Source organism: Mycobacterium kiyosense (genome assembly GCA_021654635.1).
Lineage (GTDB): Bacteria > Actinomycetota > Actinomycetes > Mycobacteriales > Mycobacteriaceae > Mycobacterium > Mycobacterium kiyosense.
Window position 1 is genome coordinate 4,731,816 of sequence record AP025179.1, and the last position, 26,328, is coordinate 4,758,143.

Below are 26,328 nucleotides of genomic sequence, written 5' to 3' on the forward strand. Positions count from 1 at the left end.
TCCGAAAGGACAAGCAAACCATGCAGATTGACGGAATCAGCGCGGTCGTCACCGGCGGCGCATCCGGGCTCGGTCGCGCGACCGTCGAGCGCCTCGTGGCAGGCGGCGCCGCCCGGGTCGTCATCGCCGACCTGCCCTCCTCGAACGGCGAAACCGTCGCGAAAGAACTGGGCGACGCGGTGCAGTTCGTCGCCGCCGACGTCCGCAACCCCGAGGAAGTCACCGCGGCGATCAACGCCGCCGTCGAGGCGGCCCCGCTTCGGGCGGTGGTGCATTGCGCCGGACGTGGCGGTCCGGTGCGGGTGGTCAACAAAGACGGCTCACCCGGCTCACTGGAGACCTATTCCGAGGTCATCGGTATCAACCTCATCGGATCGTTCAACGTGCTGCGCCTGGCCGCCGCACAGATGGCCACCAACGAGCCGATCGACGGTGATCGCGGTGTGGTCATCCTGACCGCGTCCGTGGCCGCGTTCGAAGGCCAGATCGGACAGATACCGTATGCCTCGTCCAAGGCAGGCATTGTCGGCATGACCATCGTCGCCGCACGCGACCTGGCGTCCAAGGCGATCCGCGTCTGCACCATCGCGCCCGGCACCTTCGACACGCCGCTTCTGGCAAAGGTCTCCGACGAGGTACGGGCCTCACTGGCAAAGACCGTCCCGCATCCGAGTCGGCTGGGCCTGCCCGACGAGTTCGCCCGGTTGGCACTGGCGATCATCGACAACGGCATGCTCAACGGTGAGACCATCCGTTTGGATGGCGCGATTCGCATGGCGCCGAGGTGATTTCGGGGTGAGTTCGAAGCGCCGACGCTTCTTCGACGAGGATCACGCGGCGTTCCGCGACAGCGTCAAGCGTTTCATCGCCACCGAGGTGGCACCGAACCTGGACGCCTGGCGTGAGGCCGATGCGACGCCCCGCAGCGTGGTCGCCGCGGCCGGTGCCGCGGGCTTCCTGGGTACCGCGGTGCCCGAGGAGTTCGGCGGTGGCGGTGCCGACGACTTCGGGTTTTTGACGGTCCTGATCGAGGAGACGGTCGCGGCCGGGGCGATCGGCCTGGCCGTGCTCTGGGCACTGCAGGCCGGCGTCGCTATCCCTTTTCTGCTCGATCACGCCACCGCGGCGGACCGACAACGGTGGCTACCCGGTCTCAGCGCCGGTCAGCTGGTCGCGGTTCCCGCGCCCGCCATCCTCTCGAACGTCGCCGCCGGCCGCATCGCCGACGCGCTGCTGATAACGGGCACCGACTCCGTTGCCCTGCTCGCGCTCGATCAACCAGGGGTCGCCGTCACACCGATCGTTGGCAACCTCGCCGGACGCGACGCCGGCCTGGCGGACGTCACGCTCAGCAATGGCACGGTCGACACCGCCGGAACCGAGATCGGTTCCCCGGCCGCACTGCGTCGTGACATCGATCTGTGGTTCGCGGTGTTGGCGCTGGCGAGCGCACGGTCCGCGACGACGCTGGCGGTGGATTACGTCCACGAGCGCAAGGTATTCGGCCGGCCGCTGGCGGAGTTCGAGAACACCCGCTTTCGGCTTGCCGAGCTCTGGGCCGAGGTGGCCGGGCTGACCGCCTTCGTCGATCTCTGCGTGCACGCGCGCAGCACCGGTGAGCTGGATGCAGCCGACGCGGCTGCCGCCTGCATCACTGCAACCAGAGTTTGTGGCGAAGCCGTCGACCAGTCCCTCCAACTTCACGGCGGCTACGGATATATGCGCGAATACCCGGTCTCGCATGCGTTCGCCGACGCGCGTTTGCTGCGCGTGCTCGCGTCGTCCTACTCCGATCCCCGCCGAACGTTGGCATCCACCGTCGCCCTGGATACCTTGGTACAGCAATGAATACCTACGATCCCCGGACCACGCTCGACGCGATCTCGCACAACGCGATCGCCGTCGTTGCAATCGGCGGGCTGTCGATTGTCGCGATGTTCGTCTTCTTCATCGAAGGCGCCCGGATGGGAAAACGCGACCGGGTTTATCCGATGGCGCTGTGGATGACGGCCCTCTGGTGGCCGCACGACGGGTCCTATCTGCTGCACTTCAGCGACTGGTTCGGCGGCCGGCACAGTCACTGGTTCATGCAGCTGTTCTGGTTCGCCATCATCGTGACGTTTGCCGCCGAGTCGATTTTCGCTTGGCAGACAATTCAATACGGCCGCGACGAGCTCTCCCCCGGCCGGTCCCAGCGGGAGCACACCATCCGGATCGTCGGCGCCATGTCCGCCGGCGTGGTCAGCTGGGCACTGTTGAAAGGCGCACTCGCCGACGATCTGTACCTGTTGTCGTTCATGGCGACGCTGTTGTGGGGCGGACCCTCGGCGAGCGCGATGCTGGGCCGTCGCCCCGACGGGCGTGGTCAATCCCTGCTGGAGTGGATCGGCTACTCCGTTATGGCCGTGCTCTATTCGGTCGTGTCGATTTTCTTCTTCGGCGGCGGATTCTTTCACTCCTGGCAGTACGTCGGCATCTGCCTTGCCGCGTGCGTCTGGAGCTTCGTGATCATCGTCGATGCCAAGCGTGCTGGAGCGCCGATGACGTCGTGGCGGTCGAGCCCCGCGCCAGTCGGCCGTAGCCCCGGGGCGCGGTCGAGGTAGGTCTAGCGGCCGAGCGCGAGAATTTCGTCCAGACTCTCCTGCATCGAGTTCCACAGCAGATCAAGGTCTTTGAACACCTCGCCGTCGGCGTTCATGGCGATACAGCACACGCCCGCAGTGGGTGCACATGGCCGAGGTCAAAACGGTGCCCGGCAACGGCGCGAAGACGAACATCCGGTCGAAGCGCGCGCCCGCCATGTAGCGGTCCTCGGTAATGCCCGGCCATGAGCTGGTGGTGAGCACCGCTCCCCCCGACAGCGCCGAGGATCGCCGCGGCCACACCCGAAGGGGTGCGGTTGAGCACCGGGGTGATGGCACCGAGGAAGCCCAGGGCGGGTTCGGACCGCACGTGCTGGACCCGCTCGTGCATCGCCCGGATCCGCTCGGCAGGATCTGCCACGCCGGACGGCACCAGGAAATAGGCGGCGGCAAAGTCATTGCCGCCGGTCGCGTTGTCCGCAGAGCGCATGGCCACTGGCATCGAGATCGGAACATCTTCCAGTTCTTCGCCGTTGGCGCTGCAATACCGCCGCAGCCCACCGAGGAGCGCACTGACGTACGCGTCATTTAGCGTGCCGCCTGCCGCTTTCGCCGCACGTTTCAGGTCGTCGAGTTCGCATTCCATGGTCCCGAAGCGCCACATCTTTCGGGAACCGCCCTGCAGGACCTTGGACGGATTCTTCGGGGGCGGTCCGGCCACCCGCGCCAACGAAGTCACGTAGTCCGCGGTAGAGCGAAGGTTGCCGACCGCTTTGACTACCGCTCGCCCAGTCCCGAAAAGAGCCTTCGGGGTGCCGGCGATCTGATGGCCGATCTGTTCGACTGCCACACCGATGGGGCTGCGCCGCACCGGTTCGTGCACCGGCATGGGTTTGTCGGGCTGATGCTCACGGCCCGTGTTGAGGACACGCTCGTGCAACCGTGCCAGCGCCAGCCCATCCATGAAGACGTGATGAGCGTGCATAACGTAGGCCGCGCGGCCACCCTCCAGGCCTTCGACCAGGTAGCCCTCCCAGGGCGGGCGGGACCGGTCCAACGGCGTCAGCCCGATCGTCTGCGCGAGTTCGAGCAACTGACTGCGCGTGCCGGGTGCGGGCAACGACACCCGCCGCAGGTGGTAGTCCAGGTCGAAGGACGGGTCGTCCTCCCACATCGGTGGGCCGACCGGAAGCACCGGATCGACCACTCGCTGCGCGAACCGCGGAACGATCTCCACGAACCACTCATGAGCAGCCCGAAGCCGCTCCCAATCCGGGACGGTGTCAAGCAAGCAGCTGCACCACCACCCCAGACCATGCGCCCTGCGGGTGCCGATCGGTACGCCACATCAGCGCATCCAGTTCGGACAGCACTGGATCGCGGCCCCAGTTCTCCAGGTCGGACCAAAGTTCCTCCCGGTTCATCCCCAGTTCTCCTCTCCGAAAGTATTCTCCCACTGCGCAATCCGGGCGCCGGCCTGACTATCGTCACGGTCGACCACGTCCGTTGCGGAGTCTCTCGCGGCCCGGCCGGCCCTGGGGTCGCGGACGAAATCGATGATCAAAGCCGCAGTCTCGGCGGGCTTCTCGAGCATCGCGCAGTGTGCGACGTCATCGAGTACCACCAGCTGCGCATCGGGAATGGCTGCTGCCAGTTGGCGTCCCGACGAGAGTGGAACGATTCGGTCGCCACGGCCCCACACCACCAACGCGGGAGCGCGGACAGCTTCGGGGGTAGCTTCTCCCACCGCCTTGCCAGCGGCTTCCATGCCGGCGATGAACCCCGGCGCCGCCATCCGCGGCACCAGTTCGGCGGCCAACGACCGCGTGATGTGATGTGTCTCCGCCACGGCGAGCTTGAAGAACGCGGCCCGTAGGCGACGCCATCGCACGATAATGCGCGGCACGGTGGGAAACCGGAAAACCCGGTCGAACAATCGGAAGCCCAACAAGATCGCCCGCAGTCGCGCCGGACCCATGATGTTGCTACCGGAGCCGATCAACATCAACCCGTCGACCCGGTGGGGGTGGTCGCACGCAACTTTGAGCGAGACGAGGCCGCCCATCGAGTGACCCACGATGGTCGCTTTGGCCAGCCGCAACTCGTCCAACAGTCCGACCACGGTAGCGACCTGTTCCTCGAAGACATCCCCGGCGCCCACCGGCTCCGATGCGCCGAAGCCCGCGAGGTCGAGCGCAATCACCCGGTGGTGGCGCGCCACCGCGGGGATGACCCGCAGCCACCATTGCCATGCTCCGCCCTGGCCGTGCGTCAGCACCACCGGCCGGCCGGTTCCGACGTCGACGTAGTGCACGTACCGGCCACGTACGGCAGCGCCACGCACGTGCTGATTCCAGTCCATCTCCGCCCACTCGCGGTCGGGGTGTTCGGAGTGCGTCGCGCCGGTATTCGGTCGCCGACGTCCGCGCAGACCCAGGCGTCGGCGCGTGCGATCCCGCATCGATATTTTGACCATCAGTCGCAATAAGTCCGATCGTTCACAGCGTGATACGCACTACATTAGAGGTATTACCAGCTATGTCGATGCTATAAAGAAACGATCGTTATCGCAATTATCTAGGTTGAGACATGCCCCACGCTGAGTTCGAGGTCGAGGCGGACGGCGCCGGTGATGACGGCGATATGAGCTGCGAACGCGCTCGCCTGCTCTATGAGACAGGCAACGTCGCGCTACGGGCGGCGGCCGAGAAGTGGTGGCGGCGTGCGGCAAGATCTGGAGACCACGAAGCTCAATACAGCCTCGGTGTGATGCTGCACGAAGATGCAACAGGACGATCGGGCGAAGAGGCCGAATACTGGTGGCGCCTTGCGGCATCGGGAGGCCATGTCGAGGCGCGGTATAACCTCGGCGTGCGGTTGCAGCTGCGGGGCGACCCCGAGGCAGAGGACTGGTTGCGCCTGGTCGCCGGAACCGGCCACACCGATGCGCAATACAACCTCGGCGTGCTGCTCGATCTCACCGGCACCGAATCGGCGCGGTCCGAAGCTCGGTGTTGGTGGCGCGTAGCAGCACAGGCGGGGCACGCCGGGGCGCAATACAACCTCGGGGTCGATTGCCAAGATCGTGGCGCCCAACGGGCTGCCGAGCGCTGGTGGCGCAGCGCCGCCGAGTCCAGTCATGTTGACGCCCAATATCATTTGGGCGTCAGTCATCACATGCGGGGCGAACATGACGTCGCCGAACACTGGTGGCGCATCGCCGCACGGGCCGGACACCGCGACGCCCAGTACAACGTCGGCACCTACCGCTATCAGCACGGCGACATTGCGGCCGCCGAGCGATGGTGGCGCGCTGCGGCCGAGGCCGGGCAGCCCGAAGCGAGCACTACGCTCTGCTGGCTGCGGAGCCGACGTGCTGGTGACTGAGCGCGGAGCGATCTGCACTGTCGTGCGATGCTGTTGACCTACCCGGGAGAAGGGCGCCGAAATGTCAACGTTCGTTCTCGTCCATGGCGCGATGCACGGATCGTGGTGCTGGGACCGGGTAGCGGAACCATTGCGCGAACAGGGGCATCACGTCGAGGCGGTCGACCTGCCGGGGCGTCCGGGCGGCGCCACGTTGGCGCGCCCGCACCTGGCCTCCTATGCGGCGACGGTGATCGCGGCGATCGACCGTTGCCAGGAGCCGGTGATACTCGTCGCGCACAGCTTGGGTGGTCTTGCCGCCACCCTCGCCGCAGAGGCGCGGGCAAAGTCTTTGGCCCGAGCCGTCTTCGTAAACTCACTGATCCTGCGTGACGGCGAGGGCGCGTTGCAGACCATTCTGGCGCCCACATCACAGAGCTTCTTCGCCCGCGAAGGCACGTTGACCACATCGGATGACGGGGCCAGTATTTTCGTGTCGTCCGCGCAGGCCGCGGTCGAAGGGTTCTTCAACCGGTGCGACCACGCGGACGCGATGGCAACCGCATCCCGACTCGTCCCCGAGCCGCTGCCTCCGGTCCTCGAAATCGTGCGGGTGACGGGATCGCGATTCGGTGCCGTGCCGAAGACCTACATCGGGTCGAGGGAGGACCGTGCGGTGCCCTGGCAGCTGCAACGGGACATGAGCGAACGGGCAGGAGCCGAATTCATCGAGCTCGACGCCGACCACTCGCCGTTCCTGTCGGCCACCGACGACCTGATCGCGGCCCTCACCGGACTTTGAGGCCACAGCCGTCTTGACGCTGGCGCGCGGCCGTCGTTACAGTTTTACACTGTGGGCGTACTCGGTGTAAAGCAACCTCAGCGGTCTCCGTCGCTCGACGGCTTCCTCGAGGACCCGATCGACGCCTTCGCGGGCTCGCTGACCCGGATGAACGGCATCGAGTCCGACGCCCTGCAAGACCTGCAACGGGATGCGCTTCGCACCCGGTTCACGCAGTTGCGCAACGAGATCCCGCTGCTGCGCCGAGTGGCCGACGAGCTGAATGTGCAGCGCGTCGACACGCTGGATGATGTCGTTCCGCTGCTGTTCGATCACGCCTTCTACAAGTCTTACCCGGCATCGTTGATCGACCGGAAACGCTTCGCGGACCTCACCCGTTGGCTTTCGCGCCTGACCACCGTCGACCTCACTGGCTTCGATGCCGGCGAATGTCGTTGCCTTGACGACTGGTTCATGCAATTGGACGCACAGACTCCACTGCGGGTCTGTCACTCCTCGGGCACATCCGGTTCGTTTTCACTGGTGCCGTGGAGCCAAGCGGAATTCGACACCCTGGGCGCCGCATTCGCCGCCGTGTTCATCCAAGACTTCGGTACCGATGAGGACTGCCGCCAGACCGCCCCGATCGAGGTCTTGTTTCCCTATTTCCGCCACGGCAGCGCAATGGTCACCCGGCTCAACGACGCAATCGCGGCACACGTCGCGAAGGGCGAGGAGCACTTTCACGCCGCCCTACCGTCGCGACTGAGCTCCGACGTGATGTATCTGGCCGGACGGCTGCGCGATGCCACCGCCAAAGGCACAGTGCGCCAGCTGAATCCGGATCCAACGCTATTGGCCCGCAAGGAGGAGTTCGACACCTTGCTCTCGGCGATGCCGCAACTGCTGCTGGAATTCCTGGACCGGGTCACCACCGAGCTGGCGGGCCGCCGGATCTTCACCGTCGCGGTCTGGCATACCGTGCACAACCTGGCGCTGGCCGGCCTGGCCGCGGGTCGGCGCGACGTGTTCGCGCCTGACTCGGTACTGGCGTTGGGCGGTGGCGCCAAGGGCATGGTCCAGCCCGACGGCTGGGAAGACGACGTGGTGGAGTTCTTCGGCGCGAAGCGGATCCGTCCCGGCTACGGCATGTCCGAAATCACCTTGGCCGCACGCGAATGCGATCATGGCCGGTTTCATTTCAACCCGTGGCTGATACCGTTCGTGCTGGATTCCCAGACCGGCGCTCCGCTGCCCCGATCCGGTAGCGTGACCGGACGCGCCGCATTCTTCGACCTCGCGGTGAAGACCCGTTGGGGTGGATTCATCACCGGCGACAAGGTCAAGGTCCACTACGACCCATGCCCCTGCGGGCAAACCACCCCCGGTTGTGAGCGCGATATCGAGCGGTTCGGCGCGGCGCGCGACGGCGAGGACAAGATCACCTGTGCGGCCACCGACGCGGCCCACCGCGAAACCGTCGAATTCCTGTCGTCGATATGAACGCCCCGAAGCTCACGCAGAACGTGGTGCCACTGGTCGTGCGGGGCCGGGTTGTCACCGAGGATCTGCAGGAGTTCGGTGCGCGCTCCGACAGCGGGGTGTTCCTGGCCCCCGACATCTCGCGTCACCTGGCGTCGCTGCCGCTGACCGATCCGACCGCGCTGAGCGACCTGCTGGCGTTGCCGGTCGCCGAGATCATTGACTACCTGGTCGAACTCGGCGGCCGGCTGGACTGCCGCAGCAACCAACACCTCGCGCTGGCGCGGGAGATGTCGTATGCGGCGGCGCCCACGACCCAGCCGATCGTCGACGAGCAATACCGTTTGATGCCGGCGCTTTTTCGCGCGCCCCGCGCTCGACGACATGGTCGATATCGGCATCGGCCGTGCCTACCTCGACGGCTGGGTCCCCACCGTGCTTTCGGACGGCCGAACGCTGCGGGTCCGCGCATTCGGCAGCAGGTGTGTGCACATCACGGCGGGCAACTCACCAATGCTGTCCGCGCTGAGCGTGATTCGCAATGCGCTGACCCGGGGCGACGCGATCATCAAGAGCCCCTCCAACGACCCGATGACAGCCACGGCGATCGCGATGACGATGTGCGAGATGGCGCCCGATCATCCCCGTCACCCGGCATCTGAGCGCCGCCTACTGGCGCGGCGGCGACGAGCGGGTGGAACGGTCGCTCTACCAGCCCGCTCACTTCGACAAGGTGGTGGCATGGGGCGGGTTCGCGTCCATCAAACACCTGACCCGGTATCTGCAGCCCGGCCTCGAGCTGGTGAGCTTCGACCCGAAACGCAGTGCGAGCGTGATCGGTGCCGCGGCGTTCGCCGGTGACGCGGCTTTCGGCGAGGCGGCCCGCCGGCTGGCGGTCGACATCGGTCACCTGAACCAGGCCGCGTGCGCCAACGCTAGAACGGTGTTCGTGGAGTCCGGTACCGACGGCCGGGGTGTCGAACGCCTCGCCGAATTCGGCGATCGGGTTTACCGCGAATTGATCGCGCTGCCCGAGCACGTCAGCACCCGGCCCAAGCGCGGAATCGCCCCCGCCTTGCGCGGCGCGCTGGATGCCGCACGCTTCGACGAGGACTGGTTCACCGTCATCGGTGGTCGCGACGGCGAGGGCGCGATCATCGTCTCCCGGCTTCCGGAGCCGGTGGACTTTGCCGCGGCCCTCGACGACCGCGTCGCCAACCTGGTTCCGGTGGACTCGGTCGCCGACGCGGTCAACCAGTTCGACAGCTACACACAGACTGTCGGTGTTTATCCCGAGGCCCTCAAAGAACAGCTGCGCGACGCTGCCGCCTTGTGTGGCGCGCAGCGCATCGTGTCGCTCGGCTACTCGTGCGTACCGACTTTCGCGGGGCCGCAAGACGCGTTCGAGCCGCTGCACCGGCTCTGCAGGTGGGTGACCGACGAAGAGCTCACTCCCGCGTCGCACCCGCTCGGGAGCCTGTTCCTCGACGGCAGCCAAGCCGGTAGCTGCTGAACCGCGCTCAGACGCGGAAGAAGGCGGGCAGCACCCGGGAAGCGACCACGGCCGGTGTCCTGCGCGCCGCTGTGGCGGCAACGCGGACAACGGCGTTGGGGATGGCCTCCCGCCTGCCGCGCTGCAGCGCCGCGAAGGCGGCGGCGACGCAATCCGCGGGGGTGGCCTTGGCGAAAGCCGGCATCGCGGACATCGTCTTTTCCAGGCCGGAGCTGACACCGAACTCCGTGTCGATCGGGCCCGGGCACAGCGCGGTCACCGAAACGTCGACTTTGGCCATCTCGTAGTGGAGCGCGTGCGCGTAGCGCAACGAAGCCCCCTTGCTGGCCCCATAGGCTGCGAAATTGACTGGTGGACAGAGTATCCCGGCAAGGGACGAAACGATCACCACAGCGCCGGACCGGCGCGCGGCCATAGCCGGCGTCAGCGCCCCGCACAACGCGAACACCGCTTCCACATTGGTGCGCAGCATCTCCACCGCGCGGTCCGGGTCGAATTCGCACACCGGCCCGCCGCCGCCGAAGCCGGCGCAATTGATCAGCACGTCGACCTGCCGGCCCGCGTCGGTGATGGCGCCCAACAGATTTGCGCGGGATTGCGGATCCGCGACGTCGCATCTGACCGGCAGCGCGTCGCCGAGTTCACCGGCCAATTTCTCCAACCGGTCCGCGCGCCGGGCGGCCAGAGTGACGTGGTGGCCCCGGGCGGATAGTTGGCGGGCGAACTCGTCGCCGATGCCGGAGGACGCGCCGGTTACCAGAGCAGTGCCGGTGCGCCGCGGTGCGGGTAGGCCGCGTCGGGATCCAGATGTCATACAGAGTTCTTACAGCATGTCCGCACTGCGGGTAAGACATCGTTGACATTGAGTGCGCACTCTTCGTAAGGTCTTGCGAATGGCGCTCGTGAGCAACATCGATCCAGCCCTGGCGACCGAGTCGCTCGCCGGATGGCTCGCCGGGCGTCTTCCCGCCGGCGCGGACCCGGTGATCACCAATTTGCGCGTGCCGAAGGAAAGTGGGCTCTCGGCCGAGACGGTGATGTTCGATGCCGAGTGGACGCAGGACGGCGTACGCAGCGCGCGGCCGCTGGTGGCGCGGGTGGCGCCGACCGGACCCGGCATCTACATGGATTACGACGTGCTGCGCGAGGCTCGGGTATTGCGCGCGGTGGCCGAGCATTCGAGCGTCCCCGTCCCGGAGGTGCTGTGGTCGGAGGGCGACACCTCGGTGCTGGGTGCGCAGTTCTTGGTGATGACTCACCTCGACGGGCGGGTGCCGCGCGATGATCCGCCTTTCACCGCCGAGGGGTGGGTGCTCGACCTCACCCCTGGTGAGCAGGCGACGATGTATGACAACAGCCTCGCCGCGATGGCCGCGGTGCATGCGATCGATGTCGACGCCACCGGACTACGGTCTGCGTTCGCCCGACCCGATCTCGGCGACACACTGGTGGCGCAGCACGTCGGCTATGTGGCGTCGATGGTGGATTGGGCCTGCGGCGGCCGACCTAATCCGGTGATCGATGCGGGCCTTGCCTGGCTCCGCGCCAACCAGCCGGCCGAGCCCGATCGGTCGTGTTTATGTTGGGGCGACGGCAGATTGGGTAACGTCATGTTTGCCGACGATCTGTCGGTGGCCGCGGTGCTGGACTGGGAGGCCGCCACGGTCGCAGTCCCGGAATACGACCTGGGCTGGTGGCGCTTTGCGATGCGCCATCACTCCGATGGCATGGGATTGCCGCTGCCACCGGGCTTTCCGCCGGACGACGAGGTGTCCGCCCGGTTCGCGGCGATCAGCGGCCAAAACTTGGCCGACGTCGAGTTCTGGGAGATCCTCAACGGGGTGCGGTTCTGTTGCATCGTGGCCCGCGGCGCTTCCCTGATGATCGCCGGCGGGCTGCTGCCTCCGGACGCCCCGATGGCGGTGAACAACCCCGGCACCCGCGTACTCGCGGATATTCTCGGAATCCCAGCCCCCACTGGGCAATCCGCATACTACGTCGGAAATCGTTAGACGCTGCCCGCCGGTTGGTACAGCGTGAACCACACCGTATCGGCCCACGCTTCGACCAACTCCCGCACACCCCGCTCGGGTGCGGGACCGATAATGTGCCGCAGCCCGTTCTCGGTCAGATAGATCAACCACCGCGCCGTTTCGCCGTCGTCCAGCGCGGCGTTGGCCCACCCCTCCTGCTGGCCTCGCGAGATATGTTGGCGCAGCGCACCTTCCATCGACTCGAGCGCCGCCGCGAGCTGTGACCGCAGTTCGGCGTCGCTTGCCGCAGTTTCGTACACAGCGGCAACCAACGGCAACCGCGGCCGGTACACGGCCGCGACCTTCCGCATCCCTTCGGCCAGCCCGGCGCGAGTCGGTGCCGCCACACCGGACCATGTTCGCGGCGCCTGGTCGAGCAATTGGATGAATTCGCCGAGCCAGCTGGCCAGTACGTCGACTTTGCTATCGAAATATTTGTAGAAGCTGGTGCGTGAAATGCCTGCCGCAGTCACGAGCCGCTCCAGCGTCAACTCCGTGAACCGCGGTTCATCGGCGATCAGGCGCTCCAGCGTCGCGACCAACGTCCGCTCCACCTCGGAACGTCGCTGTGCCCGAGAGTCGGCCCGAGTCCCGTTTCGCACCACGACTAAACCGCCTCGTACAAGGTGAACCAGTGCACATCGGTCATCGCAGCGACCGCCTCGGGTGCGGCCGTCGAACGCCCGGCGAAAGCGCGCCGCAAACCGAGCTCGGTCATCCATGCCAGCCACCGCGCGGTCGCCAACGGGCGCAGACCGGCTCGGACCAGCCCCGAACGTTGGCCTTCGGCGATGTGTTCGGCCACGCGACGCGCCGCGGCCTCCATGGAGGCGATGAAGGCGTCGTGCAATTCGGCATCATAGGCCGCGACCTCGGCGGCCGCGGCCATCACTTTGCGGTGCGGAGCGTATCCCTCGAACAGCTGTGTCATCGCCTGATTCAGCTCGGCCCGGGTGGACTTCGGGGCGTCCAGCCAGGAGGCCGAGACACCGACCAGTTCGCCGATGGTGTCGGCGGCGATGGCGCGAATCAGCTCGACCTTGTCGTCAAAGTACGCGTAGAACGTCGGCCGCGAGGTGCCGGCTGCCGCGCAGATGGCGGCGACGGTCAGTTCGGTGTAGTTGCTGATCTCTTGCTCGAGAAGCGATTCCACCGCCGCGCGCAGACGTGCAATCAACGCTTCGCGGGCCGAAAGTGGGCTGCTCATCAGGACCAAGGTACTGCACCGCGCTGATTGACACGTAGTACGCACTCTTTGTAAACTGCCGCAATGTCAAGTCTGACCGCAGTTGATGAGATCGATGCTCCGGCGCCCGTGCTCGAGGACCTCGGTATTTTTTCTCACCGCGGGCCGCCAGCGCAGGCCCGGGGTGATCCTTGAGGAAGCCGTCCTGGCGGAGCGCCTCGGGCTGCGCCGGGGGTTCCTCTCCGAGCGGTACGACATCAAAGTGACCGGCCCGCTGCTGGGCGGTGTTGGCGCGGTCACCTCACGACTGTCGCTGGGCACCGGCGTGCTGGCCGCGGGTGCCCGTCACCCGGTGCTCACCGCCGCGCTCGGCGCCACGATGCAGGCCGCCTACGGTGAACGGACCGTGCTCGGGCTGGGCCGCGGCCACACCACCTGGATGGAAACCCTGGGGCTGGCGAACCAGCCGGGTGCCTTGGGCAAGATGTACTCGCTGGGCGCATTCGTCGACTACATCGACATCATCCGCAGGCTGTGGCGCGGCGAGACCATCGATTACGACGGTCCGGCCGGACGCTACGAAGGCATCTTCATGGCCGACCCGCCCCAGTGCGCGCCACCCCCGATCTGGTGGGGCCTGATGGGCGGACCCAAAGCAGCAAAGCTGGCCGCCACCGCCGCCGATGGGGCCATCATGCTGGATCTCGTCACCCCGGACGCCGTCGCGCGGACCGCACACATCATCCGGACCGAGCGGGAAAAGGCGGGCCTCGACCCCGCGGCATTCCGATTGGCCGTCGGCGTCATCACCACGCCCGACTTCGACGACGTCGGCGTGCTCAACCAGACCGCTGCTCGGTTGCTCACCTACATCGTCGGCATGCCGTCGGTCGTCGAGACCTACTCGAAGGTCAACGGCTGGGATGCCGAGACCTTGCACAAGCTCACCGAACACGAACTGTTCAAGGCACAGAAGACCAAGACCGCCGACCTGACCTATCACCGGCACCAGCTCATCGAAGCGGCCAAGCATGTGCCGATGGAATGGATGCGGGACAGCTGCGCCATCGGCACCGCCGCCGAATGCGTCACCAGCCTGCAGCGCTTCCGCGACGCCGGTGCCGACGAGATAGTCATCTACGGCAGCAACCCGACGGACAACGCCAAGCTGGTCGATCTCTGGCGTAACCGCCCGCACGCCGGCAACTGAGCACGGTCAACGCCTTCAAGGCAGTGACCGGCTACTCGATCGGGATTCCGAAGTAGTCCTGGTAGCCCTGCAGTGCCTGCCGGGCGCGAGCGACCACGTCGGATGAGCCGAAATTGAACCGGTGCGGCGGGCGGTTGTCGCGCGGGTTGTCGATCATGTACTGGCCCATGGCTTTACGTCCTTCTTCGGTCAGCTCGATGCCGAAGTGGCAGTACATGTCCTCGATCGTCCCCAGCACGTCGCCGACCAGATCCTGGTAGAGCACGTTGAATATCTGATCCGACGGAATGGCGCCCGTTTCCATCTGGTTGATCACCGCGGCGAACCGGGCCGCCGAAATATTGGGATCTGTCATGTATTCCAGTGACACGCCGTTGAACGGGTGGTCACTGCGGCTCCACTGGATGGTCCCGATGATGCTGACCAACGACGCCAATGCACGGGTGGGATCACGATGCGGCCAAACGAATTTGGCGTCGGGATAAACCTTGAGCAGGTCTGGCATCCGATCAAGGTGCATCGGATCTTTGAGCACCCAACGCTTGCGGGGATTGCGCCATTGCAGCAGCTTGAGAACCCGCTGGTGCCAGTGAAAAGCCGGTGCGGTGTCCTGGGCGAAGATGTAGGCGTCGTAACTGGGTACCTGGCCGAAACAATCCAGCCAGGTGGGCGCCATGAAGTTGATGGCCATCATCGCGCTGTCCTCGAACGGCATGTCGCCGGCGAGTTCGTGCATCGAGGGCATGGTCGGCGTGACCCGGTTCCATTGGTCGACAAGCTTGTTGGCCTTCGCGATGCGCGGATCGGTGCGGTAGGTCGCGGTTTCCGGTGGCGGACAGGGAAACATCATCTCCCAGTGCATCAGGGTGCCGTTGTCGGGGTGGGCGGCCAGGACATTCTGCAGTAGAGACGTTCCGGAACGGCCTTGCCCGACGATGATGATCGGCTCGACGATCTGCTCGTCGTCGATCTCCGGATGGCGTTTGTAGGTATCTTCGATACGAAGTTTTGCTTCGAGCAATATCAGGATGTCCGAGCGCGTCCGCAGTCGCCCCACGAGGTTCAACTCGGCTTCGTCCTCGAGCGCCCTGATGAAATATCGGAAGGGCTCGCGCCAGTCGTCGGCGCCGAAGTCATCCAGACCCGTGTTGCGCTTAGCCGTTTCGAGAAGGGAGCGTTCGTCCAATGGCACGATGCCCCGGATGTCCATGCAGGCGCCCTCTTCGTTGACCACCCGGACCCAGTCCGGGCGCGGTGGCGGCTGCCACTGCATGCGGTGGTCGGGTTGCGCCGTTGCCGTCCCGAGATCTGTCACCGTCGCACTCCTCCTGATACCGGTTGGCTGGTCAAATGATGTGACGCTGCTGGAAAGCCGCGAACCGCTCGGCGAGTTGGTGTTCGCGTTCCTGCGGCGACAGCCACGTCGTGCCCGTCGGCAACGTGACCTTGAGATCGACGAGCTTGACCAGTTCGCCACGCGCAGAAGGATTTCCGCCCGCCCACGGCTGGTCGTCGGCGCCCGTATCGGCGCGCGGCAACAGTTGCCAACGCTGCATGAACAGCGTCTCGTGCAGTCCCAGGGTGTCCACCCAGTTGTGCACCCCCGGGATCCTGAATGGAAAACACATAGGTGTACGTGCCGTCCGGGTTGGCGACGCTTTGGGTGGTGTTGAGACAACTGGTGCGACTCCAGAAGTTTCCACTCATCAGCCACCAGTCGTACAACGTGAGCACCCAGTAATCCGAGCCGCCCGGATCGAGCGTGAGCACGTAGGCCTCGTCGTCGGCCAGGCTCAGCCGACCGCGTAGCAGTTGTTGGGTCTGCATCCCTCCGACCCCGGAACTGTTGGCCGGCGCGGTGATCGTGTTGGGCTCCAGGAAGGCGACCATTTGTTTGAACCAGTAGTTCGTCGGGACATCGTCGATGATGAACCGTTTCGCCACTGCCGTGAGTTGTTCGACGGTCCGTGGCGGCGCTGTCGGCGCATCCAAGCGTTCGATCCGGTAAGCGTTGGGAACCTGCCCCCAATCGCGGCGGCCGTCGCGGATGAACAGGTACTTGGCATCGAGCGTCGTTTGCAGGTGATTGGGCCGCCCACTGGCCGGTTCGGGATCGATGGTGATGACGAAGGTGCCGTCATCGGCGATGACCACGTCGCGCCAGTCCAGCCAGGCTACGTTCATCGATTGGGACAGATTGCTGGTGATGAACATTGGACAGTCGCCGACCGGCTGGTCGGATACCTTGCCGTACAACGCAAACCGTGAATGCCCGTCGACCGGGACGAAGCTGTAGTGGTTGTCCGGGTTCTCCCCCGTGCCCAGGCCGCGGCAGCCGGGCACCTTCATGCCGAACCACTCGTGCGGCGGGCCGTATCCGTGGCCCAGCACCTTGGGGTAATTGGAATCGGAGTTCAGCGCCAGGATCACGTAGTGAAACGCCCACTCCGCCATCTTTTCGTCGATCCCGTCCAGCGCCTCCGCCGGAATGTCGGATCCGCCCATGATCTTGAAGCGCGTGGTGGCCTGCGCCTGCGCATCGACGATCGTCGGGGATTTCACGATTTCCAGCGCCAGTGCCTCCAGTTCGCGCTGATCGGCGGTGGCCGTCGGGTTGACCCGGGAGAGAAAGAATGCCTCGTCGGCGAAACGGTCGTTCACGGATCTCGACATAGCTGTCAACATAGGCACTGACTGCCACGACGTCAATACATGACAGTTGTATGCTGACTGCCATGGAACGTCCCACCCGTCTGATGGATCGCCGGCGGCAGGACGCACGGGCAGAGATCGTCGCCATCGCGCTTGACCTGTTCGTCCGCGACGGTTTCGAGGCGACGACCGTCGAGGCGATCGCGGGGGCCGCCGGGTGCGCCCCGCGCACGTTCTATCGGTACTTCGGATCCAAAGAAGACGTCATGTTCCACGACCTGCCGGATGTAATCGCTGGGCTTGGCACGCTTCTGGATGCCAAACTTGCAGCCGGAGTGGCCGAGTGGACCGCGGTGAGCGAGTCGTTGATCGACTTCATCGGGCGGTTCGATGCCTCCGACGTCCGCGCCGCGACCCAGCGAATGGACCTCTGGTTGCACGAGCCGGCGCTGCGAGCGCGCTACCTGCAATATGTCGCGCAAGCCGAAACCGTCGTCGTGGACTCGTTGTGCCGACACCGGGGCACCTCAGCGGACGAAGACGACGTCGCCAAGCTGATCGCGGTCGCCGCGGTCGGGGCGTACCGGGTCACCGTCAGCACCCACCGGGGTCGGGCACAACGCAGGCTCGGCGATCACCTTCGGGAGGCCCTCAGCACCCTGGGCGCCGGCCTCGCGGGACTTCGTTAACCACGACCAATCGACGACTGCTGGGTCGGGTGCGCACCGAAACCGTTGTGCCACAGCGTCTGTTGATGACTACCCGGATCGCTGTCGTTAGCTTTGCCCCGTCCGCCGCCGGCGTAAGAATGTGCGTGAGTGGTGCAGTGGCCAATAGTCTTGGCCTTCACCTAAAGCTGTTTGCCCGTCGAAGTCCCATTCGACCAACGACCAGAAGGTAGTCAGCCAGGCATATCCCTGCCAATTGAACATATTCCGCACGCGGCCCGTCGCCGCCAGGCGCCGGCCCAGCGAATCGGTTGCTTCGACCCGATAGGTCGCCGGTCGACCGGATTCGTCTCGCTGGGTCACCGCGATCGTGTTGCCTTCGCCAAGCGTCAGATCGCCGTAGCGTCCGTCCCTCAGGTAGTAGCCGAGGATCATGTCTTCTGCGGTGCCGATCACCGGATCATCCTCAGGTTTGCGGAAACTCACCGCCAGGGCATGGAAGCTGCTGCGCTCGCCCACCGCCCAGACCATCTGGCCGCGCGGGTTGTTGACGATGTCGCGGATACCCCATGACCGATCGCGCTGAGCGACACAGTTCACGGCGATCACTTCTCCGTCCACACACAGGGTTCCGGTCATTCGCCCCGGCTGGTCATAATGGCCCTTGCCCCACTCTTGGAGGCCACTCGGGAAACCCGTGTCGTGCGGGGGACAGTCGGCGACGAAGTCGAGGTCGACGGCCACGCCCGCGTTGAAGGCGGTCTGACCCCGATAGGTGAACCGGTAGTGGCGCAGTGGCTCGAGGAGTTCGACGCGCAACCCGTTGGCCAGCTCGAAGTCGAACATCTGTGCGCCGCTGGGAGTTTGAAAGCCTTCGCCCCAGTCGTACAGCAGGCAGTCGTACGTCTCGCTCCCGCTGCCGTCCCAGGCCGCTACTCCGCCCACCGTATAGCCGATGTTGGGCCGGTGATACAGGTAGACAAACCCCGAGAGGTCGCGTTCGGGGACCATAAAGGAGAACCAGCTGGCCTCGTTCCAGAATGGCTCGCCGTGCGGTGCCGGGTGAAACAAGTCGTCTTCGGCGGTGATGCCCATCGGCTCCTCCTCGTGATGGTCGGATGTGGCTACGTGGCCCGTTCGAGAACCTCGACCGTGCCGCTGGCGCCGTCGACGCGGACCCGGTCGCCGGTGCGCAGGCTCCTGGTGCCGGTACCGGTGTTCACGACGCACGGGATCCCCAACTCGCGGGCGACCACCGCGGCGTGGCTGAGCGTTCCGCCGATGTCGACCACCAGGGCCGACGAGATAAGCATCGCCGACGCCCACGACGGATCGGTGGTCGCGGCGACGAGCACATCTCCCGGTTGCGCCTCAGCCAAACTCGGGTCGGTGATCACCCGCACGACGCCCTCAACGACACCGGCACTCGCGCCGATACCGGACAGATCGGCAGTGGATTCCCCGGGTTCGGCGGACGTTGTCCAGACCGGCTCGGGGCAGCCCCAGAACGCGGTCGGGATGTCAAAGGAGCGGTAGCGGACCTGCTCTGCCCGGCGCTCGGCAACCAAGGTGCGCGCATGGTCGGGGATGACACCGGAGATCTCGGCGGCGGTCAAATACATGACGTCATCCACGGTGTCGAGAGCTTGCGTCGCCACGAGAATCTCGCCGATGCGGCGGGCGGCTGCACGAGCGACGTCGAGTGAGCGCAGGAAGTTGGCTTTGCCGATGCCTCGCATGGGCATGTTGCGACGGGCCAGCCAGAGGATGAGCCGCGCCGCCGTACGGCTGAGGGGGTTGGGCATCCGCGACAGCAGTTCGGCTTCCGCCGCCTTTCGCTCGACTGTTCGCCGCGCGGCGGTGCGACGAGGATCCTTGTCGTCCGGCTGGTTTCGGTAGATCTCGGCCAGCCGTCGGATGGGGGCCCGGATCTTCGCGCCACACGCGTCCGGCGATGTCGCCCTCCAACGTTCCGTGAAAACCGTGCCGGCGCAGGAACTCTTCCTCGGTCAGCCGGCCACGCCCGAGGTCCCATAGGTCGATGACCACTTCCGTTTCGGCGTGCTCGCCACCACCAGCGGTCAGCGCTCCGAAAGAGTCTGCCATGCCGGCGCGGGCGACGAGCTTGCGCAGCGCGTCGAAGACCGGTGGCACCCCGACAATGTTGCCCTGCGCCTGTAACGCGGTCGCTTGCCGGAAGCGTCGGTTAGCCTCGCGGAATTGTTCCTGCGCACCAACAAGATCCAACTTCGGGGCGCGGAGCACCTCCGCTGCCCACCATGGCGCAATCTCTTTGTTTTGTTTTACGAGAACAGCTTTGGCGCGAGCAAAATTGCGCGGCATGTTCCACGCGACATGCGGGTAGCGGCGCCGGGTCGCGGCCTTCCTCATGCCCTCGGGCACGCTGCCCAGTAACTGCTCGGCAAGCATTTCACCGCTAGCGCCCGGAATCCGTTCGCCCATCGCATAAAACGCACTGACCGAGGCGACGGCGCGCCCGTAGGCGATCTGGATGATCCGCTCATGCGGGTCGTCGGGAACCCCAGCGGACGAGCGCTCCAGCACTCCCATCTGGACGAAGCCGTAGCGGGCAGCGATCTCCGCGGCGGGACCCCACACCGACCAGGTCAGCGGGGACAGCACACCCGGCGCGGCCTCACCGAGGTTGGCCGTGGAGTAGAACTGGGCGGGGTCGAGATCGCCGTGCAGGGTGCTGGGTGTGCCCAGGTCGGGGCGGTTGCTCCAGACGGTTTCGGGACGCGCCTGCAGTAGCAGCAGCGTGCCGTCGCGGTCGAGCGCCCATTCGACATCCATCGGATGACCGAACGCGGTCTCGATCGTGGCGCCGAGTTCGGCGAGGGACCGGGCCTGCGATGCATCGAGACTGGGCTGAGCGCCGATGGCGGGGTCGAGTGGTTGCAACGTCACCTGGCCGGTGGCGCGGTCGAACGCATACTGAGCGGTCTGCTCGCTGATCCGCGTTTTCCTCGGTGCTGCCAGGTCGCCTTTGGCGAACCAAAACTGGTCGGACAGCACATCGCCGACCACCACACCCTCACCGAGTCCGTGCGCGGATTCGATGTAGATCAGCCCCCGGTATCCACTGACCGGCTCCAGGGTCATCATGACTCCGCCCGCAGCCGCCTCGACCATCCGCTGCACCACGACGCCCATGGCCGTATGGTCGGCGTCGACCTCGAAGCGGCCCCGGTATCCGATCGCACCGGCGTTGTAGAGACTGGCCCAGCATCGCTTGATCTGTTGGTGTAGCGCATCTCGGCCCTGCACCCACAGGTAGGTGTCATGCTGGCCGGCGAAGGACGCGGCAGCGGTGTCCTCCGCGATGCCACTGGATCTCACGGCGACGGGCCCATTTCCGATCTCGGCGTAGGCGGCGTCTATCGCGGCGACCAGATCGACCGGTAGCCGCACCGCGGAGATCAATTCGCGGATCGCCGTTGACTTGTTCTCGTCGTTGAGATCTTGGCGCGCAAGCACTTCGGCGATTCGCGGCCCGATACCGGCGGCTGCGATCACGCTGCGGTAGGCGTCGGCAGTGACCACGAAACCGGCAGGTACCGGCAAACCGAGTTGAATCAGCGCATACAGGCCTTTGGCTTTGCCGCCGACTTGGTCTGTACGTTCGGGCGAGCATTGCGCCAGCGGGAGGACGACAGGCCGGGACGACTCGAGGCCATCCCTGAACTGCTGCGCGTCGTCTCCGTCCATGGCGTGGTCCCTCACTCTGCGTCCACTCTGACCCGAACAGAGCTAACTGTACACAGTGTGGATAGATCCGTCGTCGGCGGGTTACGCTCGGGTGGACGTGTACGTCCGAATCCCAGGAGGGACCATGGCGGTGCGGCAGCACCAACGCGCGCGCCCGGGACCGAAGCCACGGCTCAACCGGGACGAGATCGTCAGCGAGGCGCTGCAGATCCTGGCGGTCGATGGACCCGATCAACTTTCGTTGCGTCGGCTCGCAGCTCGGCTCGGCGTCACGGCCCGCACGTTGTACGGCTATTTCGACTCCAAGGAATCGCTGGAGTCGGCCCTGGTGCGGCGTGTCATGCCGGTGCCGCCGGCACTGGATCCGGCTCAACCATGGCATCAGCAGCTTCGCTCCTACGTTCTGCGAATTCATGACGCCTTCGTCGAGCAGCCCGGGGCAGCCCAGCTTTTCGCGGCGCGTTCGGCACGCAGCAGCGCAATGGACCAGGTACGCGAATATCTGTTGACGCTCTTGGTGGATGGCGGTCTGAGCCATGCCGACGCAATCGCCGCCCTGGGCACTCTAAGTCGCTACCTGATGGGCTGTGTCGTCATAGAAGCGCAGCGTCATGCCGAGGCCGACGTCATGGCCGGTCGGTTCGCCGGGCTTTCTCCTGAGATGTTCCCCGTGCTGGCGTCCTTCGCCGACGAATACGACGGGCGCGACTCGGAGGAATCGACGCGATATGGCTTAGACCTGATCCTGACAGGACTGCGGGATGTGGCGAATCGTCAAGCGCCAAGTGGCCGGACCAACGGCGCTTTGCCGGCCCGGGACTAATCAGTACGCCCGGCGTCCATGGTGTCGAGGACGGCGTTGACACCATATTCGAATGCGCGTTCCGACCAGTGCTGCGCATACTCGCCGGCCATCGCGGTCAGGTGTGGGTAGTCGTCCGGCGAGAGCTTGCCCAACCGTTCGTAGGCGTGATCGTTCAGGCCGATGTTCCTGGCGCGGGCTCCCACGGCGAAACCCAGCGTCAGCGCCACCAGGCTGCCAAGACCGTCGACCGCGGTGCGGTCGTCGATGCCGGCGTTGCGCAGGATCCCCAGCAGGCCATCGCGTTGCCTGTCGGCGCTGGGCGCCTCGTCGTCTTGAAAGCCGAGCAGTTCGATGAGACCGGGATGCTCGCGCAACGCGGTCCGCAATTTTCCCAACTCGGTCTTCAGCTGGTCCCGCCAACTCAGCGCCGGGTCCGGCGCGGGCGCTATGGAACCCATTGCGTGCGTGCCCAATTGAGAAACCAGGTCGTCTTTGCTCTCGAAAAAGCCGTACAACGTCATCACGCCGATGTCCGCGGCTTCGGCGAGCCGGCGCATGCTCAGCGCCGCCAGCCCCTCCCGATCGACGATCGTGAGTGCGGCGTCGAGGATCTCGCCCTTGCTGATGACGCGCCGCCGCCGGCGCGCCGAGGCGGCCCTCGCTGACGTCATCTGCTTCCTCCGGCCCTTGACGCGAATTCCGTCACAGCGTAGCGTCCGTACGCATGTACGTAAACCGTACGTTTGTACGTGCCAGCGCCGACCCTCAGGAGAAGACGATGCCCCGCTATGTCGTCGGCTTGGCGGACTGCTCAGGCGAGCGAGCAGCGGAGGTCGGCGGGAAGGCGGCCGGGCTGGGCGCGTTGCTGGCGGCGGGCATGCCGGTGCCCACGGGCTTCGCGGTGACCACCTCGGCCTACCGGGACTCAATTGCGGCCATCCGCAGTGCAATCGAAGCGATTGCAGCGGTGCCCGAAATCAGCGACGACGACGCATCTGTACGACTGCGCGCGCTGTTCGAGGAGCTGCCGCCGCCCGAGGCAGTAGCAGCTCAGTTGCGGGAGGCCTACCTGGCCCTGGATCCTGCTGGCACCGCGCTGGTCGCGGTCCGGTCCAGCGCCACCGCCGAGGATATGGCAGACGCGTCATTCGCCGGTCAACAAGACACCTACCTCGGCATCCGCGGGGTGGATTCGGTCATCACCCACGTCGCACGGTGCTGGGGAAGCCTGTTCACCCCGCACGCGATCGGCTACCGGCGCCGCTTCGAGGTCCCCGTCGACGATCTCGCCATGGCGGTGGTGGTGCAACAGCTGGTGGACGCGCAAGCGGCCGGCGTGATGATGTCGCTGGATCCTGTTACCGGCGACCGCGCAACGGTTTTCATCTCCGCGGCACACGGCCTCGGCGAAGGCGTCGTGGTCGGCGACGTCGAGTCGGACAGCATCTGGGTCGACAAGGACGGTCCGTCGGTCATTCGCCTGGAATCGGCGCACCAGACAGAGTCCTACCGCTACGACGTCGACGGCCGCGTGCGCCGGCAGCCGCTGGCTGCCGAACTGCAAGACCAGCCTGCGATTTCGCCCCGGGAGGCGATCGAGCTGGCGTGCATCGCGATTCGGATGGAACAACGGCAGGGTCGCCCGCAAGACCTCGAATGGGCGATCGACCTCGACGACACGGGCTCACGCAGAATCTGGCTGCTGCAGTCGCGTCCCGAGACGGTGTGGGCAAACCGAACCACCGCGGACCGCCCGCCCGCCCTACACGGCCCGACCCGACCCGACACCACCTGGACCACCACCAACGTCGGCGAATCGGTGCCCGGAATCCCGACTCCGCTGGGTTGGTCGATGTGGTCGGTGGCCGGCGAAATCGCCATGCGTTCGGCGTTTCACGCGATCGGCGCGCTCTCGCGTGACGAACTCGCCATACCGGCCGCGCCACAAGACCGTCTGCTCGGCATATTCCTCGGGCACGCAGCGCTGAGCGTCAGCCTGCTGTGTGAGTGGGCCGAACGGGTACCGGGAACCGACCCCGTCACCATGTGCGAACAGATCTTCTCGGCGCGGCCGCGAGACTACGTACCGCGCAGCCAGAAGCGGTACTACCCACGGGTGGCCCTCAAGGCCGGGGTACCTATGTTCCGCGTCAAGTCGATGGTGCTGCGCGACCGCGCCGACGCCGAGGCATTTCGGTCGAAAAGCCTTCGCGCGCTTGCCAGCTCCGACGACGAGACCACTCGTCGTATTCTTGCGGAGGCGCTCGAAATCCACCGGCGTTGCCTTTCGACGCAGACCCTGCTCACGATGGCGGTCTGCCAGCCCATCACCGACGCATTGCTACGGATCGCGGCCAGCGTAGGGTTCTCCGGCGAGGAATTGATGGCGGGCTACGGTGGGCACGACGAAACCGCAGCGGTCACCGACATGTGGGCGTGCTCGCGCGGCAAGCTGGACCTCGACACGTTCCTGGCCAGACACGGATTCCACGCCTGGCAGGAGGGTGAGCTCTCGGCCCGCAGCTGGCGGGAAGACCCCACGCCGGTACGCAATCTCATCGAAAGCTACCGGGCACGCGGCGACGAGGCCGACCCGGCCATCGCCGAGTGGTTGCGGATGGCGGCCCGGGAAAGGCTGGAGCGGCAATTCCTGTCCGCGCTACCCCGCACGCGAAAGCCGTTGGGCCAGTTGTTACTTCGCATGGCTCGCTCGTATGTTCCCCTGCGGGGAATTGCCAAAGGGTCGTTCGTCCAATCGCTCGATGTGGTTCGCGCGGCGGCGCGCCGACTCGGCACTCTGCTGCGCGACCGCGGCGTACTGGCCGAGAGCGACGACATCTTCTACCTGACTCTGCCCGAGCTGCGCGGCGGGTTGCCGGCCGACGTGCGCGCGGTAATCACCGAGCGCAAGCGCGAACGTGCCAGTTATGCAGCGCTCGAATTACCCACCGTGTGGGTTGGCGAAGCGGCCCCGACGCAGACCACACCCATCGCCGACGACGACATGATCGTCGGCTCCGGGGCCAGTCCAGGCGTCGTCGAGGGACGGGCACGAGTGGTGACGCATCCCGACCACGCTCACATCGCCGAGGGCGAGATCCTGATCGCCCACAACACGGACCCCAGCTGGGCGTCGTTGATGTTCCTCTCGTCGGGGCTGGTGGCTGATATCGGCGGCGTCATGTCGCACACGGCGATCGTCGCCAGGGAACTCAGCCTCCCCCTGCGTGGTCAACACGAAATCCGCCAGCAAGGCGGTGCGGACCGGCGACCTCATTCGCGTCAACGGAGCGCGCGGCACCGTGGAAATACTCGAGCGATTCTCAACGCCGCCAACGACCGTCGAAACCCAGTCATTACCAACATCGCCGAGCGGACGGGACGCCAGATGACCATCAACGAGATAACAAGCACCGTGCAGGCTGCCGAATACCAGCGCGACCCGATCTGGGGCGCCATGAGCCATCCCGCGCTCGACAGCATCGCGGAAGGCTGCGCACCGTGGAAAGACCACATTTACATCGCCTTTTGGGATCCCACCCACGAGGCTTACGGGTTTTTGCACTGGAACTCATCGCCCAACCACGACACCACCAAGGTCCAGGCAAACATCTCGCTGCGCGGACAGCAGATCGACATCATCGAGGGACTCCGTCCGCAGACGGATCATTTCAGTAGTGACTCAGCCGAATTCGACCTCAAAAGCGAGATCAGGTACCACCACGAGCGACTTTCGGGGACGCTCACCATGGCGCCCCGCTTTTCGATCATCGACTTCGGCCCGGGCGGTTCGCTTCCGCCCCTCGGTGACAACGAACCCCTCCAGCACTTCGAGCACGGTCTCACCGTCACCGGACGGCTCACCCTCGACGGCGCGAGTCACGACATCGATGCAGTCGGATTCCGCACTCGCACTTGGGGTTACCGGGATGACTCGCAGCAGTTCGCCGAGTACTTCTTCCTTTGGGCGACCTACGAAGATTATGCGGTCGGCTTCATCAAGCAGCTGCACCCGGACGGCAGCCAGCGAACGGGCGGCGGGCTGGTCCGTGACGGTGCCGTGCAGACCATCGTCGATGCCCACCTACCGAAGAACCGGGCGGGTTTCGCCCAACGGGTCATCGTCGAACTGGACGACGGCACCGAAGTGACGCTGCAGCGCGGCGAGCGGGTCTGGGGCGGCTGGTGCCCGATCGGTCTACCCGAACGGAATGGTCCCGCCTTCAGCGCCTACGACGAGATCGTCGACTGGACCGGACCCGGCGGCGAAGTGGGCTTCGGACTCTCCGAATACGGCCAGATTCGCAACGTGTACTGACGC

24 protein-coding genes and 1 pseudogene are annotated in these 26,328 nt (G+C 65.7%); 13 read left to right on the plus strand and 12 right to left on the minus strand.

The window, feature by feature from the left end; translation table 11 throughout:
- Positions 1-20: 20 nt before the first annotated feature.
- The 3 genes from L6444_RS22240 to L6444_RS22250 are packed head-to-tail and all read left to right on the plus strand — an operon-like array spanning position 21 to position 2,603.
- Positions 21-788 carry an SDR family NAD(P)-dependent oxidoreductase gene (locus L6444_RS22240; RefSeq protein WP_236977286.1) on the plus strand — a complete coding sequence of 256 codons (768 nt, stop codon included), beginning with the start codon at positions 21-23 and terminating at the stop codon, positions 786-788.
- Between the two features lie 7 nt (positions 789-795).
- Entirely contained in the window at positions 796-1,848 is a 1,053-nt protein-coding gene (locus L6444_RS22245; RefSeq protein ID WP_236977287.1) for an acyl-CoA dehydrogenase family protein, read from the plus strand.
- Positions 1,845-2,603: a hypothetical protein gene (locus L6444_RS22250; protein ID WP_236977288.1), complete on the plus strand. Its 759-nt coding sequence runs from the start codon at positions 1,845-1,847 to the stop codon at positions 2,601-2,603. The genes L6444_RS22245 and L6444_RS22250 overlap by 4 nt, the downstream gene beginning before the upstream one ends.
- Positions 2,604-2,694: 91 nt before the next feature.
- On the opposite strand, the gene L6444_RS22255 is transcribed toward L6444_RS22250, so the two are convergent.
- From L6444_RS22255 to L6444_RS22265, 3 genes are read right to left on the minus strand one after another with little or no spacing between them, the layout of a single operon-like run.
- Positions 2,695-3,873 carry a wax ester/triacylglycerol synthase domain-containing protein gene (locus L6444_RS22255; protein WP_255730854.1) on the minus strand — a complete coding sequence of 393 codons (1,179 nt, stop codon included), beginning with the start codon at positions 3,871-3,873 and terminating at the stop codon, positions 2,695-2,697.
- The gene (locus L6444_RS22260; protein WP_236977291.1) at positions 3,866-4,006 is read right to left on the minus strand and encodes a hypothetical protein; all 141 of its coding nucleotides are present in this window, start codon (positions 4,004-4,006) and stop codon (positions 3,866-3,868) included. Before L6444_RS22260 ends, L6444_RS22255 begins: the two co-directional genes overlap by 8 nt.
- Entirely contained in the window at positions 4,003-5,043 is a 1,041-nt protein-coding gene (locus tag L6444_RS22265) for an alpha/beta fold hydrolase (protein ID WP_236977292.1), read from the minus strand. The genes L6444_RS22260 and L6444_RS22265 overlap by 4 nt, the downstream gene beginning before the upstream one ends.
- A 128-nt stretch (positions 5,044-5,171) precedes the next feature.
- On the opposite strand from L6444_RS22265, the gene L6444_RS22270 reads away from it, so the two are divergent.
- The 5 genes and pseudogenes from L6444_RS22270 (at position 5,172) to L6444_RS22285 (ending at position 9,724) form a co-directional block, all read left to right on the plus strand.
- Positions 5,172-5,969, plus strand: a complete 798-nt coding sequence (locus L6444_RS22270) for a tetratricopeptide repeat protein (RefSeq protein ID WP_236977293.1) — start codon at positions 5,172-5,174, stop codon at positions 5,967-5,969.
- Between the two features lie 61 nt (positions 5,970-6,030).
- Positions 6,031-6,750 (plus strand): alpha/beta fold hydrolase, encoded by a 720-nt coding sequence (locus L6444_RS22275; RefSeq protein ID WP_236977294.1) that lies wholly within the window; start codon positions 6,031-6,033, stop codon positions 6,748-6,750.
- Between the two features lie 51 nt (positions 6,751-6,801).
- On the plus strand, positions 6,802-8,232 hold the full coding sequence (locus tag L6444_RS22280) for a hypothetical protein (RefSeq protein WP_236977295.1): 1,431 nt from the start codon (positions 6,802-6,804) through the stop codon (positions 8,230-8,232).
- A gap of 363 nt (positions 8,233-8,595) precedes the next feature.
- Positions 8,596-8,793, plus strand: a pseudogene (locus L6444_RS30805) (acyl-CoA reductase); the annotation flags it as partial.
- A 112-nt stretch (positions 8,794-8,905) separates the two neighbouring features.
- The gene (locus L6444_RS22285; protein WP_255730861.1) at positions 8,906-9,724 is read left to right on the plus strand and encodes an acyl-CoA reductase; all 819 of its coding nucleotides are present in this window, start codon (positions 8,906-8,908) and stop codon (positions 9,722-9,724) included.
- A 7-nt stretch (positions 9,725-9,731) separates the two neighbouring features.
- Here the strand turns inward: L6444_RS22285 and L6444_RS22290 are convergent, their stop codons facing one another.
- Positions 9,732-10,538, minus strand: a complete 807-nt coding sequence (locus tag L6444_RS22290) for an SDR family NAD(P)-dependent oxidoreductase (RefSeq protein ID WP_236977296.1) — start codon at positions 10,536-10,538, stop codon at positions 9,732-9,734.
- 79 nt (positions 10,539-10,617) lie between these two features.
- Here L6444_RS22290 and L6444_RS22295 point away from each other — a divergent pair, with 79 nt between their 5' ends.
- Entirely contained in the window at positions 10,618-11,736 is a 1,119-nt protein-coding gene (locus L6444_RS22295) for a phosphotransferase family protein (RefSeq protein ID WP_236977298.1), read from the plus strand.
- Here L6444_RS22295 and L6444_RS22300 read toward each other — a convergent pair.
- Positions 11,733-12,311 carry a TetR/AcrR family transcriptional regulator gene (locus tag L6444_RS22300; protein ID WP_236977300.1) on the minus strand — a complete coding sequence of 193 codons (579 nt, stop codon included), beginning with the start codon at positions 12,309-12,311 and terminating at the stop codon, positions 11,733-11,735. The genes L6444_RS22295 and L6444_RS22300 overlap by 4 nt on opposite strands.
- A 53-nt stretch (positions 12,312-12,364) precedes the next feature.
- Entirely contained in the window at positions 12,365-12,964 is a 600-nt protein-coding gene (locus L6444_RS22305) for a TetR/AcrR family transcriptional regulator (protein WP_236977302.1), read from the minus strand.
- Positions 12,965-13,058: 94 nt separating this feature from the next.
- Between L6444_RS22305 and L6444_RS22310 the strand changes: the two genes are divergently transcribed.
- Complete coding sequence (locus tag L6444_RS22310) at positions 13,059-14,153, plus strand: TIGR03857 family LLM class F420-dependent oxidoreductase (protein WP_255730864.1); 1,095 nt, start codon at positions 13,059-13,061, stop codon at positions 14,151-14,153.
- Positions 14,154-14,184: 31 nt separating this feature from the next.
- Here the strand turns inward: L6444_RS22310 and L6444_RS22315 are convergent, their stop codons facing one another.
- Both L6444_RS22315 and L6444_RS22320 read right to left on the minus strand, forming a co-directional pair.
- The gene (locus L6444_RS22315; RefSeq protein ID WP_236977306.1) at positions 14,185-15,468 is read right to left on the minus strand and encodes a sulfotransferase family protein; all 1,284 of its coding nucleotides are present in this window, start codon (positions 15,466-15,468) and stop codon (positions 14,185-14,187) included.
- Positions 15,465-16,826: a hypothetical protein gene (locus L6444_RS22320; RefSeq protein ID WP_236977308.1), complete on the minus strand. Its 1,362-nt coding sequence runs from the start codon at positions 16,824-16,826 to the stop codon at positions 15,465-15,467. The genes L6444_RS22315 and L6444_RS22320 overlap by 4 nt, the downstream gene beginning before the upstream one ends.
- A 62-nt stretch (positions 16,827-16,888) precedes the next feature.
- On the opposite strand from L6444_RS22320, the gene L6444_RS22325 reads away from it, so the two are divergent.
- Entirely contained in the window at positions 16,889-17,494 is a 606-nt protein-coding gene (locus L6444_RS22325; protein ID WP_236977310.1) for an acyl-CoA-like ligand-binding transcription factor, read from the plus strand.
- Between the two features lie 87 nt (positions 17,495-17,581).
- Here the strand turns inward: L6444_RS22325 and L6444_RS22330 are convergent, their stop codons facing one another.
- Genes L6444_RS22330 through L6444_RS22340 form a run of 3 tightly spaced genes read right to left on the minus strand, consistent with a single transcriptional unit; the run spans position 17,582 to position 21,202 of the window.
- Positions 17,582-18,568, minus strand: a complete 987-nt coding sequence (locus L6444_RS22330; RefSeq protein WP_236977312.1) for a DUF7065 domain-containing protein — start codon at positions 18,566-18,568, stop codon at positions 17,582-17,584.
- Positions 18,569-18,597: 29 nt separating this feature from the next.
- Positions 18,598-19,131, minus strand: a complete 534-nt coding sequence (locus L6444_RS22335) for a PEP-utilizing enzyme (protein ID WP_236977314.1) — start codon at positions 19,129-19,131, stop codon at positions 18,598-18,600.
- Positions 19,100-21,202, minus strand: coding sequence for a PEP/pyruvate-binding domain-containing protein (locus tag L6444_RS22340; RefSeq protein WP_236977315.1), 2,103 nt, complete (start codon positions 21,200-21,202; stop codon positions 19,100-19,102). The genes L6444_RS22335 and L6444_RS22340 overlap by 32 nt, the downstream gene beginning before the upstream one ends.
- A gap of 124 nt (positions 21,203-21,326) precedes the next feature.
- On the opposite strand from L6444_RS22340, the gene L6444_RS22345 reads away from it, so the two are divergent.
- A complete protein-coding gene (locus tag L6444_RS22345; protein WP_236977317.1) occupies positions 21,327-22,025 on the plus strand; it encodes a TetR family transcriptional regulator in 699 nt (232 codons plus the stop codon).
- Here L6444_RS22345 and L6444_RS22350 read toward each other — a convergent pair.
- Complete coding sequence (locus L6444_RS22350; protein WP_236977319.1) at positions 22,022-22,678, minus strand: TetR/AcrR family transcriptional regulator; 657 nt, start codon at positions 22,676-22,678, stop codon at positions 22,022-22,024. The two genes, L6444_RS22345 and L6444_RS22350, sit on opposite strands and share 4 nt — an antisense overlap.
- A 107-nt stretch (positions 22,679-22,785) precedes the next feature.
- On the opposite strand from L6444_RS22350, the gene L6444_RS22355 reads away from it, so the two are divergent.
- Complete coding sequence (locus L6444_RS22355; protein WP_236977321.1) at positions 22,786-26,325, plus strand: PEP/pyruvate-binding domain-containing protein; 3,540 nt, start codon at positions 22,786-22,788, stop codon at positions 26,323-26,325.
- The last annotated feature ends 3 nt before the right edge of the window (positions 26,326-26,328 follow it).